The organism is Arthrobacter sp. PAMC25564, assembly GCF_004798705.1.
Lineage (GTDB): Bacteria > Actinomycetota > Actinomycetes > Actinomycetales > Micrococcaceae > Arthrobacter.
The window spans coordinates 693,755-708,746 of sequence record NZ_CP039290.1 but is presented as its reverse complement, the minus strand read 5'-3'; the positions used below and the strand labels follow the sequence as shown (position 1 = coordinate 708,746).

The window sequence follows — 14,992 nt, the reverse complement described above, 5'->3', positions numbered from 1 at the left end:
TCGAGCCACGGACAATGCGCTTGTCATGCCATCCGGTCCGCCGAACCGGCGTTCAGTGGCGCCGGATAATCCGGCGCCGCGTGGCCACGGAGACCGCGGCGGTGCGGTTGTCCACGCCGAGCTTCCCGTAAATGTGCACCAGATGGGTCTTGACAGTTGCCTCGGAGATGAACAGCTGCTTCGCGATAGCCCGGTTGCCCAGGCCGCTGGCGAGCAGTTCCAGCAACTGGATCTCCCGGCCGGACAGGACCGGCTCCGGATTCCGGATCCTGCCCAACAGCCGGGCGGCCACCTCCGGTGCCAGGGCCGTCTGGCCCGCGGCTGCGGAGAGCACCGCCTGGCGGATCTGCCCGGGCGGCGCGTCCTTGAGCATGTACCCGCTGGCGCCGGCTTCCACCGCGGCAAGGATGTCGGCGTCGGAATCGTAGGTGGTGAGGATGAGCACCGGCGGGGCGGGCTGCCCGGCCTCGCCCGCCTTGATCCTGCCGGTCGCCGTAACGCCGTCCATTCCAGCGCCCATCTGCAGGTCCATGAGCACGACGTCGACCGGCTCGCCGAGGGTGCGGAGCCGGTTCAGCGCCGCCAGCGCGGCGCCGCCGTCGGCCGCTTCCGCGGCAACCGTAATGCCCTCAAAATCGCTCAGCATCGCCCTCAGCCCGGCCCGGACCACGGGGTGGTCGTCGACCAGCAGCACGCGGATGTCATTCACTGTTGTTGTTCCTTATCCAGGCGGCCATCCGGGTGGCCGGTGCCTGCCGCCGCGGGCGCCAGCGGCAGCCGGATGGCCACCACCGTTCCTTCCCCCGGCGCGGACTCGATGTCCATCCTGCCGGCCAGGGCGGCCACCCGTTCGCGCAGGGACTTCAGCCCATAGCCCGAACCGCCCGGGCGCCGCCGGGCCACACCGGCGGGATCGAACCCCACGCCGTCATCGTAAATATCCATCGCAACCTCGCTGCCGAGGAAGGACAGGGTCACGACGGCGGTACTCGCCTTCGCGTGCACCCACACGTTCGCGAGGCTCGCCTGCGCGGCCCGGAGCAGGGTGGTCCGGTACGGATTGGGGAGCTCCAGCGGCGTGCCTTCCAGGTCAAAACGGCACCGAAGCCCGGTGCCGTGCGCGGCCGCCTCGGTCTCGGTCCTTTCGCAGAGCCGGCGCAGGCTGTTCACCAGCGAACTCTCCTCCAGCGCCGGGGACTGCAGGCCGCGGACGAAGTTGCGGGCCTCGGCGAGGTTGGCGGAGGCCGTCTCCTGGACGGTCCGGAGCCTGTCCCGCGCGGTGACGGTGTCCCCGTCGTCGAGCGCCTTCTCGGCCGAGCGGCCCATCAGGACAATGCTGGACAAGCCCTGGGCCAGGGTGTCGTGGATCTCGCGGGCCAGCCGCGCCCGCTCGGCGAGGGTGCCGGCGTCGTGCTGGCTGCGGGCGAGTTCGGCGCGGGTCCGGCGGAGCTCTTCGGCCGCCCGCCGCTGGTGCTCCGCCTCACGGTAGAGCGCCCGGTAGGCAAGGCCGGTGACCACGGCGAACGCCGCCCCGAAGGCCGGGCCCAGCACCATCGGCAGTTGGAGGGCGGCATCCGCCGTTCCGCGATTGTGGAACCACAGCGCCACGATCACCAGCACCGTGCTGAGGACGATCGCCGGCAGGGCCAGGCGCCGGGGCAGCACGTGCAGCTGCAAGAAGAAGAGCGGGAAGGCCAGCCACACGAAGTCGGCGCTGGACCAGATGAGGAGCAGCCAGAGCAGGCAGGCGGCAGCCAGCCAACATGCGGCGAACGGTGCCGGGTCGAAGCGGGACGGGTCCTGGGCATGGCGTTTCTCCAGCACCGTGCCCGCCACGTAGACGGCCGCCAGAATCATGGCCGTGGCCAACGTCAGCGGTCCGTTGCCGTGGATTCCGGCCCCGGGCAGCCGGACCACCGCCACCAGCAGCAGCACCGCGAAACCGACGTGGAGGCTGACCCGCAGCACCCGCAGGATCCCGGCAGCACCGGTCGGTTCAACGGCAGAACCTGAAACCTCCACGTCCGCACTCCCGGCTTTGCCATCCATGGCTTCAGCGTAGTCCCCGGTCGCGGCCAATCCGCCCGAAAACGGCACGGCGCCGCGGCTATCAACCTATTGGTTGACAGCCGGATCATCCATCGCGTTCCCGGGGACCAACCGCCCGCCCGATGGCAGCGGCGCAGCGCCGCGGGAGAGTGGAAACACGGACACAATCCCCCGAAAAGGACAATCATGTTTCTTGCAATCCGCGATATCCGCTTCGCAAAAGGTCGATTCGCCCTGATGGGCGGGGTGGTCGCGCTCATCACCCTGCTGCTCGTTCTGCTCTCCGGCCTCACCGCCGGCCTGGGCAACCAGTCGACGTCGGCCATCGCCGCCCTCCCCGTTGACCAGATAGTTTTCGGCGCCCCGGCCGGGAGCAGCCCCAAGGCATCGTTCACCGAATCCGAGGTCACCCGACGGCAGCTCGCGGACTGGGCAGGACGTGGGGACGTCGCAAGCGCCGAGCTGCTGGGAATCACCCAGAGCCGTTTCCAGGCAATCGGCGCCGGTGGTGTCCCGGCAGGCACCGCAAACGTTGCCGTTTTCGGCACCGAAGAACCATTCGGCCCCGAAGAAACAGCTCCCCGCGGAATCGCCCCCGCACCGGTCGCCGAGGGAACCGTCGTGGTCGGCGAAGGCGTGGCCAAGGAACTGGACCTCCGGGCCGGCAGCCGCGCCACCGTCGGCGGCTCCGAACTGACCGTGTCCGCCGTGGTTCCGGACCAGTGGTATTCCCACACCGGAGTGGTCTGGACCTCGCTGGGCGAGTGGCGGAAGCTCGCCCACATCACGGGCAGCGAAGCCGCCGCGACGGTTATCGCCGTCACCTACGACGCCGGGGCAACGGCCGACGCCGACGCCGCCAACGCTGCGGCCGGTACGGTGAGCGCCAGCCGGGAGGGATCTTTCCAGGCCCTGGGATCCTACCGGAGCGAGAACGGCTCCCTGTTGCTCATGCAGGCGTTCCTCTACGGGATCTCGGCGCTCGTGATCGTCGCGTTCCTGACGGTCTGGACGGTCCAGCGAACCCGTGACATCGCGGTGCTGAAGGCCCTCGGCGGCTCCTCCGGCTATGTCCTCAAGGACGCCATGGTCCAGGCCGTGATCGTCCTGGTCGCCGGTGCCGCGGCGGGCGGCGGGATGGGTGTGCTGGGCGGTTTCCTGGCCGCTCAAGCAGCACCCTTCCTCATTACCCCGCAGACCACGCTTGTGCCGATCACGGGCATCGTGCTGCTGGGTCTGGCCGGGGCAGCGCTGGCGGTCCGGAATATCACCCGGGTCGATCCGCTCCTGGCCCTGGGCGGCAACTAGCGCCCGCCGGCTCTTCCCTGAAACATTCTGCGAAAGGCATACTTAATGAACACCGCTCTCAACCTCGTCAACGTCACGCTCGAATACCCGGACGGGGATGGCACCCTCAAGGCCCTCGATGGGATCAGCCTCAAACTCGATCCGGGGGTGTTCCTGTCCCTCGTGGGTCCCTCGGGCTCCGGAAAGTCCTCTTTGCTGGCAGTAGCCGCCACCCTGATCAGGCCCACCGCGGGGCTGCTCGTCATCGATGGAAGGGACGCCGGGGCTCTCTCGGACGCCGACCGCACCTCGCTCCGCCGGGACAAGATCGGCGTCATCTTCCAACAGCCCAACCTGCTGCCCTCCCTGACCGCCGTCGAACAGCTCGTGATCGGCGACCACCTGCGCCGCAAGCCGGCCCGGAAGGCAGCCAGGCGCGCCGCCGATTTACTCGAACTGGTGGGCCTCGGGCCGGCCCTGGACAAGCGGCCGCATCAGCTCTCCGGCGGCCAGCGCCAGCGCGTCAACATTGCCCGGGCGCTGATGGGAAGTCCCGCGGTGCTGTTGGTGGACGAGCCGACGGCGGCCCTGGACCACGAACGCAGTGAAGCGGTGGTGCGTTTGCTGCGCCAGGTCACCGACGAATTCCAGGTCGCGACGGTGATGGTCACGCATGACACGGAGTTTGTCCCGCTGACGGACGCGGTCGCAAGCATGCGGGACGGACGCTTGTCCGCCGTCCGGATGCTGAGTCCGGCTGCGTCCTGACCTCGAAGGGCTAGGGCGCCAGCTCCGGAACGGGAAGCTTGAATATGTCCGCAAGGGCATATTTCGCCGCGTGGAAGCCGGGCATGCCGGTCACCCCGGGCCCCGGCGGTGTCGAGGAGGAGCACAGGTATACCCCTGGCAGCGGAGTCCGCCACGGCACCGGGCTCAGCACGGGCCGCCGCAGCAGGCCCCGGATGTCCATCAGGCCGGCACCGAAGTCGCCGCCCACGTAGTTTTCGTTGTACTCCGCCAGCCCGGCCGCCGTCGTCGTCCGGTGCTGGATCACGACGTCCCGGAATCCCGGGGCGAAGCGCTCCAGTTGCGCCATGACCGCCTCGGCCATGTCCACGCCGGACCCGGCCGGGACGTGGCAGTAGCTCCAAAGGATGTGCCGGCCGTCCGGGGCGCGTCCGGCGTCGAAACGGGAGGGCTGGGAGACCAGGACATAGGGCCGCTCCGGGTGGCGGCCGGCGGCCACGAGGTTCTCCGCCTCGGCCATTTCTTCCCTCGTTCCGCCCACGTGGACGGTTCCGGCGTCGGCCAGTCCGGGCGCGGACCATGGCACCGGACCGGAGAGAATGAAATCGACCTTGCAGGCCGCATTTCCGAACCGGAACGCTTCAAGCGCCCGTCGGTAGCGGCCCGGGAACCTGCCGCCCGCCAGCCGGAGCAGAGCAGGTGGGGCCACGTCCAGCAGGGTGGCGCGGACCGGCGGCAATTCGGCCAGGGAGCCGATCCGGGCCCCCGTCTCGACGACGCCGCCGTGCGCTTCGATGTCCGCCACCATGGCCCGGGCTATCGCCGCCGATCCGCCCTGCGGGATCGGCCAGCCGCCTACGTGGGCAAGTGTCCCCAGCATGAGGCCGGCGCCGGCGGGAGCGAGTCCCGGCAGCGGCGCGACGGCATGTGCGGCGGCCCCGGTCAGCAAGGCCGGGGCCAGGTCCTCCCGGAACCTCGCATCCCAGAGCCTTGTGCCTTGTTCCAGCGTCCGGAGGCCGAACACCGCCGCCGCCACGGGATCCCGCGGCACCCGCAGCAACTGGTTCAGGGTCAGTTCCGTGATGCCTTCCACACGCCGCACCAGCGGGGCCATCAGCCGGTGGTACGCGCCGCCGTCGCGCCCCAGCCCGGCCGCCGTCCGCTCAAGCGAGCGGTAGGCCAGGGCCGCCCGGCCGCCGACCAGGGGAGAGCCATAGGAGATCTCCGGCACGGTGAGAGAGATGCGCCGCGACAGTTCGAACTGCCGGAAAAAGGGCGACGCCAGAGCCATCGGATGCACGGCGGAGCATACGTCATGGAAGTGCCCCGGCTCCATCAGCTCCGCGGTGCGCAGACCGCCGCCCGGTGTAGGGGCTGCCTCGTAGACATGCACCTTGAGTCCGGCCCGCGCCATCGTCACGGCCGCGGCCAGTCCGTTGGGACCGGAGCCGACGACGGCGACGTCAGGCATCGGCCGCGGCCTTCCGCCAGGGCAGCAGCGACGCCGACGGCCGCAGGAGGTCCAGCCGCAACCAGTCCGGGGCGCGGTCGAACGGTCCCCCGTGAGGATCGTCCAGGTCGTGGCGGCGGATGACGTCGTACTCCGGCTCCCAGATGTCCCAGGCCACCCGCGCCATGAGGTAGCCGATAGCGATCATGTGGCAGACGACGGCCAGGACGTAGTAGGGCATGTCGATGTTGTGCTGGGCGACGCCGCCGCTGGTCACCTGTCCCAGATACATCCAGACGGCAGCCCAGTGCAGGCCTTCAATGGCCTGCCAGATCAGGAAATCCCGCCATCTGGGCCGGGCGAGGGCAAGCAGCGGAATGAGCCACAGGACGAACTGGGGGGAGTACACCTTGTTGGTAAGGATGAACGCGGCAACGATCAGGAAGGCCAGCTGCGCGATCCTGGGCCGCCGGGCAGCCGTGAGGGCCAGCACCGCGATCAGGACGCAGGCCAGGAGGAACAGGTCCAGGGCCAGGGCGTTGATGGCTTCGGACTCCAGCGGTGTCCAGCCGAGCCGCCCTGCCACCAGGTTGTAGGCGAACCAGGCTGAGCTGTAGCCGGCCGGGCGCTCCTCGGTGAACTGGTAGAAGTACTTCCAGCCCTCGGGGTTGAGCGCGGCAACGGGGAGGTTGACGGCAAGCCACGCAACCACGGCGGCACCGGCGGTGACCACGAGGGCCCGGATGCGGCCGGTGCGCAGGGCCAGCAGCAGGATGGCGCCCAGGATCAGCAGCGGGTAGAGCTTGGTTGCCGTCCCCAGGCCGATAAAGATGCCTGCAAGGACCAGTTTGTTCCGGGAAAAGAAGTACATGCCGACGGCAAGCAGCCCGACGGCCCACATGTCCCAATTAATGGTTCCTGCCAGGACAATGCCGGGGGCCAGCGCCACCATGGCCGCGTCCCAGGGGCGCCGGCGGGTCATCCGGGCCGTCGCCACCACCGTGACGATCCAGACGGCAGCGATCAGGGTGGCATTGATGTCAAAGTAGGCCAGGACGCGGGGGGCGCTGGCGCCGTCGCCGGGCACCAGCAGTGCGGTGGCGCCCGCGATGAACCCCATCAGGACGGGGTATTCGAAGAAGCTTCCGTGCGTAACGAAGGGGAAGACGCCGTCGCCGAGTCCCCGGTTCCTGAACAGCTCCGGGAAGTCCGAGTAGCACGTCGCGTAAAACTGGCCGGGAGATTCCCAGCCGTTGCTCCGGCAATAGTTCTTGATCAGGACCCCGAGCAGCGCAGCCAGGATGGTGAGCAGGATGAGGACCCGTTCAACGGTGAAGAAGCCCGGCGAGACGATGCCAGGTGCCGAGCGGTGGCCCATCGGCCCGCCGATGAGTTCGGTGAAGTTCCTTAGCAACAGATCGCTGCGGCTCGGAATGACCAGTCGGGCCCGTTTGCGGTGCTCCGCCGGCTTTGTCTCCTGCATGGTCTCGAGCTTACCGGTGAGGCCGGGGCTGCCGGCGGAGGAAGCCCGGCCGGGTGGTGTTTACAGGCCCCAGCGGACGATCGCAGGCGTCTTCTTGTCCCAGCCCAGCGTGCAGACTTTCGCGGTCCCGAGGATGAAGTGGCGGCCCTCGTGGGGATCGAGTCCGAGCCACCGGGCGGTCAGGATCCGGGAGAAGTGGCCGTGCGCCACGATCAGGATGTTGTCGAGGCCGGATTCGAGCACCCGGGCCACAATCTTGTCTGCCCGCGCGGCAACGTCGTCGAGGGATTCGCCGTTTGGTACGCCATGGGTCCAGATCAGGTAATCCGGATTGTCCTTGCGGATCAGGTCCGAGCTGATGCCCTCATAGTCGCCGTAGTCCCATTCCACCGCGAGCGGTTCGAGCTGGGCGTCGGGATAGCCGGCCAGTTCCGCCGTCCGCCGCGCCCGGCGGAGGGGAGAGCTCAGCACGAGGTCAAAATCGACGGTTTCCAGCACCTTGCGTGCCTCCACGGCCTGCTGCTCGCCCTCCACCGTGAGGGGAAGATCGGTGAGGCCGGTGTACTGCCCGCTCTTGGACCATTCAGTCTCGCCATGCCGCAGGATCCAGAGCTGCGGACGGGGACCGTTGGAAGGTGCAATCACTTAGGACTCCTCGGTGGTGGAAGGTTCGACGCCGGCGGCCACGGTGGCGGCCCCGTGTGACGTGCCTGTCTCAGACATTCCCGCCGGTGAAGCTGCTTCAGGCTGCGCTGCCCACCACTGACGCAGCCTGGCCTCGGCGACGGCCGGATCGAGCGGGCCGTGCTCCATTCTTTCCTCCAGCAGGAACTTGTAGGCCCGGCCCACGACGGGGCCCGGCCTGAGTCCGAGCAGCACCATGATCTGCCCGCCGTCGAGGTCGGGACGGACGGCCTCGAGGGATTCCTGCTCACGCAGGGCCGCGATCCTGGCCTCGAGATCGTCATAGGCGAAGGAGAGCCGGTCCGCCTTGCGCTGGTTGCGGGTGGTCACGTCCGAGCGGGTGAGCCGGTGCAGTCGCTCCAGCAGGGGCCCGGCGTCGGTGACGTAACGCCGGACGGCGGAATCGCTCCACCCTGCGTCCCCGTAGCCGTAGAACCGCATGTGCAGTTCCACCAGCCGGGCCGTGGCCTTGATGGTGTCGTTGTCGAAGCGGAGGGCCTTCATCCGCTTCGCGGTCAGCTTGGAGCCCACCATGTCGTGGTGCCGGAAGCTGACGGCGCCGCCGGGCTCGAAGCGGCGCGTGGCCGGCTTGCCGACGTCGTGCATCAGCGCGGCGAACCGCAGCACAAAGTCCGGGCCCGGAACCGGGCCGTCCGCCTCCGTTTCCAGGCCGGCCGCCTGCTCCAGGACCTGGAGCGAGTGCTGGTAGACGTCTTTGTGGCGGTGGTGCTCGTCGGACTCGAGGCGCAGGGCGGACACTTCAGGCAACACAAACTCGGCCAGCCCGGTATCCACCAGCAGGTCCACCCCCGCCCGCGGATGGGCCGAGCAGATGAGCTTGACCAGTTCATCGCGCACGCGTTCCGCGGAAATGATGGTGATCCGTTCGGCCATCCGGGTCATGGCCTCACGGACGTCGTCCCGGACCGCCACACCCAGTTGGGCGGCGAAGCGGGCGGCGCGCATCATCCGCAGCGGGTCATCGGAAAAGGAGATTTCGGGCGCTCCCGGCGTGGCGAGGACCGAGGCGTGCAGGTCCCGGACGCCGCCGAAGGGGTCCACGAGTTCGAGCGACGGCAGGCGCAGGGCCATGGCGTTGATGGTGAAATCCCGCCGCAGGAGGTCGTCGGTGAGTGAGTGCCCGAACGCCACCACCGGTTTGCGGGACTCCGGATCATAGGCGTCGGCCCGGTAGGTGGTGATCTCGATCTGGAACCCGGCCTTGCGCATCCCGATGGTCCCGAAGGCGCGCCCGATCTCCCAGTAGTTGTCCGCCCACTTCCTGATCAGCGCGACGGTCTGGTCCGGAGTGGCATCCGTGGTGAAGTCCAGGTCCAGGGCTGCCCGGCCCAGGAAGAGGTCGCGGACGGGCCCGCCCACCAGGGAGAGTTCATGGCCGGCTTCGACGAACCGCTGCCCAAGCTCCAGCACCACCGGATCCACCTGGAAGTCAACGGTGTGGGAGTCGATCTTGTGATGTGCGTGCGCCATAGTCTCTTAAGCTTGTCAGAAAACCGGGCCAGCACCACACCGAAACCGTTCGTGAATCCCTTTGTGGGTCCGGTTGCTGGTTCCGTCAGTGGGCCGGCGGCGGCAATCCACTTTCCCCGCAGTCCACTTTCCAGCCACGTTTAGGTCATCAACAGCGTGCAAGAGTAGTTAGAGTGGACTTCATGGCCCATCCCGTACCGAGCGCTCCCGGCAGGAGGACAAACGCACCGTTGCCGTCGGCAATCGGTGCCAATGTCGCGCCCGTCCAGCACTCGGGACAGGCCTCCCTGCCCACCGTGGAGGAAATCTCCGCCGGCGGCGTCGTTGTGGACACGTCCGACGCCGAACTCCGGGTCGCGATCATCGCCCGCCTCAACCGCGGGGGGCGCCTGGAATGGTGCCTGCCGAAGGGCCACCCGGAGGGCAAGGAAAGCAACGAGGAAGCCGCCGTGCGCGAAATCGCGGAGGAAACCGGGATTGAGGGCGATATCCTCGCGCCGCTGGGAAGCATCGACTACTGGTTCACCGTCAGCGGGCACCGTGTCCACAAGACCGTGCACCACTACCTGCTGCAGGCCACCGGCGGGGAACTCACGATTGACAACGATCCGGACAAAGAAGCCGTGGATGTCGCCTGGGTTCCCATCCATGAACTCGCACGCAAGCTCTCCTTCCCCAACGAGCGCCGCATCGCGGATCTCGCCAAAGAAGTGCTTCCCGGACACCACTGAGCGTACGGAAGGCGCCGCCGCCGGCCGCGGTGGCGCGCAAAACCACGCCCGGATGAGACGATGAAGACAATGTCATCAGCCAAACCCACCCCCGCATCCTCCGGCGCCGCCAATTCCCCGGCTGCCCATCCCGGAGAAGCCCGTTCCAGCGCCATCATGGCCGCCGGCACCCTGGTTTCACGTTTCCTGGGGTTCGGAAAGACCTGGATGTTGGGCGCCGCGCTTGGCCTGGGCTCCACCGTCAATGACACCTTCATCAACGCCAACAACCTGCCGAACCTGATCTTCCTGCTGGTGGCCGGCGGCGTCTTCAACGCCGTCCTGGTTCCCCAGATCATCAAGGCGAGCAAGGCCCCGGACAGGGGAGCGGACTACATCAGCCGGCTGCTGACCCTCGCCGTACTGGTGCTGCTGACATTAACGCTGTTGGTGACCCTGCTGGCGCCCTGGGTGATTGAACTGACCACGCAGGGCTACTCGCCCCAGCAGAAGTCCCTGGCCGTGTCCTTCGCGTTCTGGTGCCTCCCGCAGATCTTCTTCTACGGCCTGTACGCCCTGCTGACCCAGATCCTGAATGCCAACGGAGCCTTCGGGCCGGCCATGTGGGCGCCGATCCTGAACAACATCGTGGCGATCGCCGGGCTGGGCATGTTTATCGGCATCCTGGGCGCCAACGTTGCCAACCCCCACACGCTGGATAACTGGGGTTCCTTCCAGACCTTCCTCGTAGCCGGGTTCTCCACGATCGGTGTCATCGCCCAGACAGCCATCCTGCTGATCCCCGTGCTCCGGCTCCGGCTGGGCCTACGGCCGCGCTTTGGCTGGCGGGGTGTGGGACTGGGCCAGGCTGCCAGGCTGAGCGTCTGGACCCTGGCGACTGCCGCCGTCGGGCAGCTCGCCTTCCTGTATGTCATGCGCATCGCCACTATCCCGGGGGCCGAACGGCTCCGCCTGGAGCACGCCGGGGACCCGGCGGCGTCAAGCCTGCCGGGCAACGCCGTGCTGGAAGTGGCCAGCCAGCTTTACCTCCTGCCGCACTCCATCATCGCGCTCTCGCTGGCCACCGTGCTCTTCAACCGGATGACCAGGGCTTCGCAGGACGGAAACAGGAACGAACTGCGGAACGCCCTCTCGCACGGCCTGAGGACCATGGCCGTGGCCACCGTCTTCGGGGCCCTGGCGCTGTTTGCCCTCGCCGGGCCGCTGGGCATGTTCTTCTCCGGCGGCTTGCGCCAGGACGGCGTTATGCTGGCCCAGACGCTGACGATCCTGGCGCTGAGCACACCGTTCATGAGCGCCAACTTCATGATGTCCCGGGTGTTCTACGCCAATGAGGACGCACGGACGCCGTTCTTCATCCAGCTGGTGCTGGCCCTGGTCAACGTCGTTTCCGCCTTCCTGATCCAGTTCCTGCCCTTCGACCAGATCATCTTCGCGATCGCCATCCTGTACACGGGCGGAAACATCCTCTCCGTCATAGTGAGCGCGTTCTTCCTCCGCCGGCTCCTGGGACACCTGGACGGTCCCCGCATCGCCAACTCGTATATCCGGATGGGCTATGCGGCGCTCGGGTCCGCCATCGCCGGGACCGTGGCCTTGTGGCTGCTGGGCAGCTACAACCCGGACGGATTCGCCTGGAGCAACCGCATCGCAGCCCTGGTGACCATCGTCATCGTCGGGCCCATCATGCTGGCCGCCTACCTGTTTCTCCTGAAGATCTTCCACGTGACGGAACTGCGGGACCTGCTGCGGCCTTTGCTGGGCCGGCTGGGGCGCGGCCCGGCCGCCGAACCCGGGCCCCGCCCGGAAGGCGCCGTTCCGGCACATGCGACGCCGGAACGTGCCACCGTCTCGGTGGATACCGGCCTGATTCCGAGGATCTCCGGTGAATTCGACGCGGCGTCGTTCCGCGCCGGCCCGGATCTTCGGGGCCGGGAGGAATTCTTCGATCGACGCCCCTCCGGCCCGGAAGGCGGCTACCTCCCCTCCGAGGACGTTCCCAACACCGCCCAGGGCGGACTGGGACGGGAGGACATCCCGCTGCCGGGACGCAGGACCTACCAAGGCCCGGCCGGTCATAATCCGTATTTCCCGTTCGGCCGGAAAAAGAAAAAATAGCGGCCTGCAGGTTCGGCTGCGCGGTGCCCGCGTGGCCCGGACACCGCATCGGCTAGGATCGAAGACTAACAAGGGGAGTTGCAGACCAGGGGTCAACCGGCTTACCGGGGGACGTGCGGACACTGATGAGGTGGTCACGGTCAGTAACTCCCGGACAGTCTAGGAGGAGCCCGTGTCCCATCCGATCGATGTCGGATCAGTACTTGGCGGCCGCTACAAGGTCACTGCCACCGTACTGACCTCGCATGACCAGGATCTGGTGCTGGATGGTGTGGACCAGGTACTGAACCGTGCCGTGAGCATCCTTGTCGCCGGCCCGGGAAACGCCGATCAGGTAGCACAGAGCGCGCGCGAGGTGGCCACGGGCGAGCGTCCCGGGCACGTGCAGATCCTGGACCTTGGCCTGAGTGACTCCACGACGTACCTCATTACCAACCACACCTCGGCAGCTGATCTGTTGGACCTCGTGGTGTCCGCCAACCCGCCCTATGTGGAGCCGTTCTTCACGGACACGCTGGGCAGTGAAATCTTTGGGCAGGCCCGTTCGCAGGAGCCCGAAACATACGACGGACTCTACGACGACGAGGAAGTCGACGCCGGGTACATCAGCTACGGCCAGAACCAACCGCAGCAGCCAGGACGGCAGCCGACCGCCCCGCCTGTTCCGCCTTCCCGGGTGCCGGCGCCTGCGCCGGCGTCTGAGGCCGCGCCCCCGGCACCCTCCGCGGGCAACGGTGCTGCCGCCCTTGGCGCAGCAGGGCTGGGGGCAGGTGCGGCTGGGTACGCTGCGGCCGCCGCCTCGGATTCTCCCGATACCGCGCCCCAGGAAGCGACTCCGCATACGACGGCGCCCCAGCCGATCCAGAACGGCGCCGCGGACCATCCGGCCGGGCCGGCAACCGCTCCCGCTGCGGCCGAGCCGCCCAAGGTGTCCCTGTGGTCCGACGAAGACTACGACTACGACGCCGTCGAGCAGCCGGCTCACCCGGCTGAGCAAGGCTACATTGCGGAGCCCGCCGCGGCAGCCAGTGCCGGCCGGGGCACCTTTGACCGCGCCCCTGGCAACTTCCCGGCTTCCGCCCGGGGCAATGACGGCACCCGGGGCAATGACTCCGGCGAGGATTTCTACGACGAGGACGAAGAGCAAAGCCGCGAGCCGCGGTCCATGCGCTGGCTCGTCGGGGGCCTCCTCGCCGCCGTCCTGGTGGTCGGCCTGATCTTCGCCGTCACCAACCTGGGCAGCCTCTTCAAGAGCAGCCCGCAGCCCAACGCCGGAGCAGGCTCCGCCAGCTCCCCGGCTGAGACCTCTGCACAGCCATCCGGCACCGCCAGTTCGGCACCGGTGGCGGGGCCGCCGGTGATCGAAGGCGTCACCCGGCTGGGGAACTTCGATTTCGCGGGGACGTATGACGGGGACCTTGTCAAGACGTTCGACGGGAATGGGGCCAGCTACTGGTCGGACATGGAGTTCGCCACGGACAACTGGGGCGGCCTCGCCACCGAAGTCCCCCTGGTCGTCAAGCTGAAGGGCCCTTCAAAGGTTTCTTCGGTGACGCTGAGCCAGTTGGGAGCGTCTGGCGGAAGCATCAGCGTGTTCACCAACGACCGTCCCGCCCTGGATGGAGCCAAGCAGGTGGGCAGCAACAGCTTCACATCCCCGGATCTCACGATGCCCTTGCCGGAACCTGTCACGGCACAGTACGTGATCGTCTCCATCAAGACGCTCCCGAAGCTGGCAGCACCAAAGACCCGCTATGGATATGGCCTCCGGCTGGCCGAGATCAAGGTCCAGTAGGCAGCCGTAACAAGCCTCAATCCCCGGCGGTCTCCGGAGGGGAGCCGGTATCCTGAATGGTGGCGGGCTTCCGCGACGCCCGCGTCCGGCGGAATATTCAGCACCAAGTATCAGTTGTGCCATGTGGCCGGCCACGCAGGCGGGCGCATCGACAAAGGAAGAGGTTCACCGTTCAGTGAGCAACGCAGAAAACACCGCGTCCGAAGTACGTGATGTCATCATCGTAGGCTCCGGCCCGGCGGGCTATACCGCCGCGGTGTACACGGCACGGGCCAACCTGAAGCCGCTGCTCCTGGCAGGGTCCGTTACCGCCGGCGGCGAACTGATGAACACCACCGACGTCGAGAACTACCCCGGATTCCCCGAGGGAATCATGGGACCGGACCTGATGGAGAACTTCGAGAAACAGGCTGCCCGTTTCGGCACTGACATCCAGTTCGAGGATGTCACCGAACTGGATCTCGACGGCGACATCAAGACCGTGACGATCGCGACGGGGGAGACCTTCCGAGCCCGCTCGATCATTCTGTCCACAGGATCCGCCTACCGCGAGCTGGGCCTGCCGAACGAAAAGCGTCTCTCGGGCCACGGCGTCAGCTGGTGCGCAACCTGCGACGGTTTCTTCTTCAAGGGCCAGGACATCGCCGTTATTGGCGGCGGGGACTCCGCCATGGAAGAGGCGCTGTTCCTGACCAAGTTCGCGAAGTCCGTCACGGTGGTGCACCGGCGTGACTCCCTCAGGGCCTCCAAGATCATGGCCGACCGCGCCCAGGAGCACGAGAAAATCAACTTCGTCTGGAACACCGGCGTGGAGGACATCATCGGCCAGGACAAGGTCACCGGCCTGCGGCTGAAGAATCTGGTGAACGGCACCGAGTCTGAACTGCCCGTTACCGGCGTCTTCGTGGCGATCGGCAACGATCCGCGCACTGATCTGGTCAAGGACAAGCTGGACCTGACCCCGGCGGGAACCATCGCCGTCGAGGGGCGCAGCTCGAAGACCAGCATCAAGGGGGTCTTCGCAGCCGGTGATGTCATTGATCCGACCTACCGCCAGGCGATCACGGCGTCCGGGTCCGGCTGTGTGGCCGCCCTCGACGTCGAACACTACCTCGCAGACTTCCACGCCTAAACGGCGCGCAGCAACCAACCGAAGA

General features: G+C 67.5%; 12 protein-coding genes. 6 read left to right on the top strand and 6 right to left on the bottom strand.

Annotated features, from left to right (window positions below):
- Nucleotides 1-52: 52 nt before the first annotated feature.
- Entirely contained in the window at nucleotides 53-709 is a 657-nt protein-coding gene (locus E5206_RS03250; RefSeq protein WP_136321237.1) for a response regulator transcription factor, read from the bottom strand.
- On the bottom strand, nucleotides 706-2,049 hold the full coding sequence (locus E5206_RS03245) for a sensor histidine kinase (protein WP_136321236.1): 1,344 nt from the start codon (nucleotides 2,047-2,049) through the stop codon (nucleotides 706-708). The genes E5206_RS03250 and E5206_RS03245 overlap by 4 nt, the downstream gene beginning before the upstream one ends.
- 186 nt (nucleotides 2,050-2,235) lie before the next feature.
- Here E5206_RS03245 and E5206_RS03240 point away from each other — a divergent pair, with 186 nt between their 5' ends.
- Together E5206_RS03240 and E5206_RS03235 are read left to right on the top strand one after the other, a co-directional pair.
- Nucleotides 2,236-3,357, top strand: coding sequence for an ABC transporter permease (locus tag E5206_RS03240; RefSeq protein ID WP_136321235.1), 1,122 nt, complete (start codon nucleotides 2,236-2,238; stop codon nucleotides 3,355-3,357).
- Nucleotides 3,358-3,402: 45 nt separating this feature from the next.
- Entirely contained in the window at nucleotides 3,403-4,104 is a 702-nt protein-coding gene (locus E5206_RS03235; protein WP_136321234.1) for an ABC transporter ATP-binding protein, read from the top strand.
- A 10-nt stretch (nucleotides 4,105-4,114) separates the two neighbouring features.
- Here E5206_RS03235 and E5206_RS03230 read toward each other — a convergent pair whose 3' ends face one another.
- From E5206_RS03230 to E5206_RS03215, 4 genes are read right to left on the bottom strand one after another with little or no spacing between them, the layout of a single operon-like run.
- Nucleotides 4,115-5,554: an NAD(P)/FAD-dependent oxidoreductase gene (locus E5206_RS03230; RefSeq protein ID WP_136321233.1), complete on the bottom strand. Its 1,440-nt coding sequence runs from the start codon at nucleotides 5,552-5,554 to the stop codon at nucleotides 4,115-4,117.
- A complete protein-coding gene (locus tag E5206_RS03225) occupies nucleotides 5,547-7,016 on the bottom strand; it encodes a glycosyltransferase 87 family protein (RefSeq protein ID WP_136321232.1) in 1,470 nt (489 codons plus the stop codon). Before E5206_RS03225 ends, E5206_RS03230 begins: the two co-directional genes overlap by 8 nt.
- Nucleotides 7,017-7,076: 60 nt before the next feature.
- Nucleotides 7,077-7,661 carry a histidine phosphatase family protein gene (locus tag E5206_RS03220; protein ID WP_205759993.1) on the bottom strand — a complete coding sequence of 195 codons (585 nt, stop codon included), beginning with the start codon at nucleotides 7,659-7,661 and terminating at the stop codon, nucleotides 7,077-7,079.
- Nucleotides 7,662-9,191: a CCA tRNA nucleotidyltransferase gene (locus tag E5206_RS03215; RefSeq protein ID WP_136321231.1), complete on the bottom strand. Its 1,530-nt coding sequence runs from the start codon at nucleotides 9,189-9,191 to the stop codon at nucleotides 7,662-7,664. It abuts the gene before it with no gap.
- Between the two features lie 182 nt (nucleotides 9,192-9,373).
- On the opposite strand from E5206_RS03215, the gene E5206_RS03210 reads away from it, so the two are divergent.
- From E5206_RS03210 to trxB, 4 genes are all read left to right on the top strand, one after another.
- Nucleotides 9,374-9,922, top strand: coding sequence for an NUDIX hydrolase (locus tag E5206_RS03210; protein WP_240689912.1), 549 nt, complete (start codon nucleotides 9,374-9,376; stop codon nucleotides 9,920-9,922).
- 60 nt (nucleotides 9,923-9,982) lie between these two features.
- Nucleotides 9,983-12,040, top strand: a complete 2,058-nt coding sequence (gene murJ, locus E5206_RS03205) for a murein biosynthesis integral membrane protein MurJ (protein WP_136321230.1) — start codon at nucleotides 9,983-9,985, stop codon at nucleotides 12,038-12,040.
- Nucleotides 12,041-12,212: 172 nt separating this feature from the next.
- Nucleotides 12,213-13,835 (top strand): ABC transporter substrate-binding protein, encoded by a 1,623-nt coding sequence (locus tag E5206_RS03200; RefSeq protein ID WP_136321229.1) that lies wholly within the window; start codon nucleotides 12,213-12,215, stop codon nucleotides 13,833-13,835.
- 175 nt (nucleotides 13,836-14,010) lie between these two features.
- Nucleotides 14,011-14,967, top strand: coding sequence for a thioredoxin-disulfide reductase (gene trxB, locus E5206_RS03195; protein ID WP_136321228.1), 957 nt, complete (start codon nucleotides 14,011-14,013; stop codon nucleotides 14,965-14,967).
- The last annotated feature ends 25 nt before the right edge of the window (nucleotides 14,968-14,992 follow it).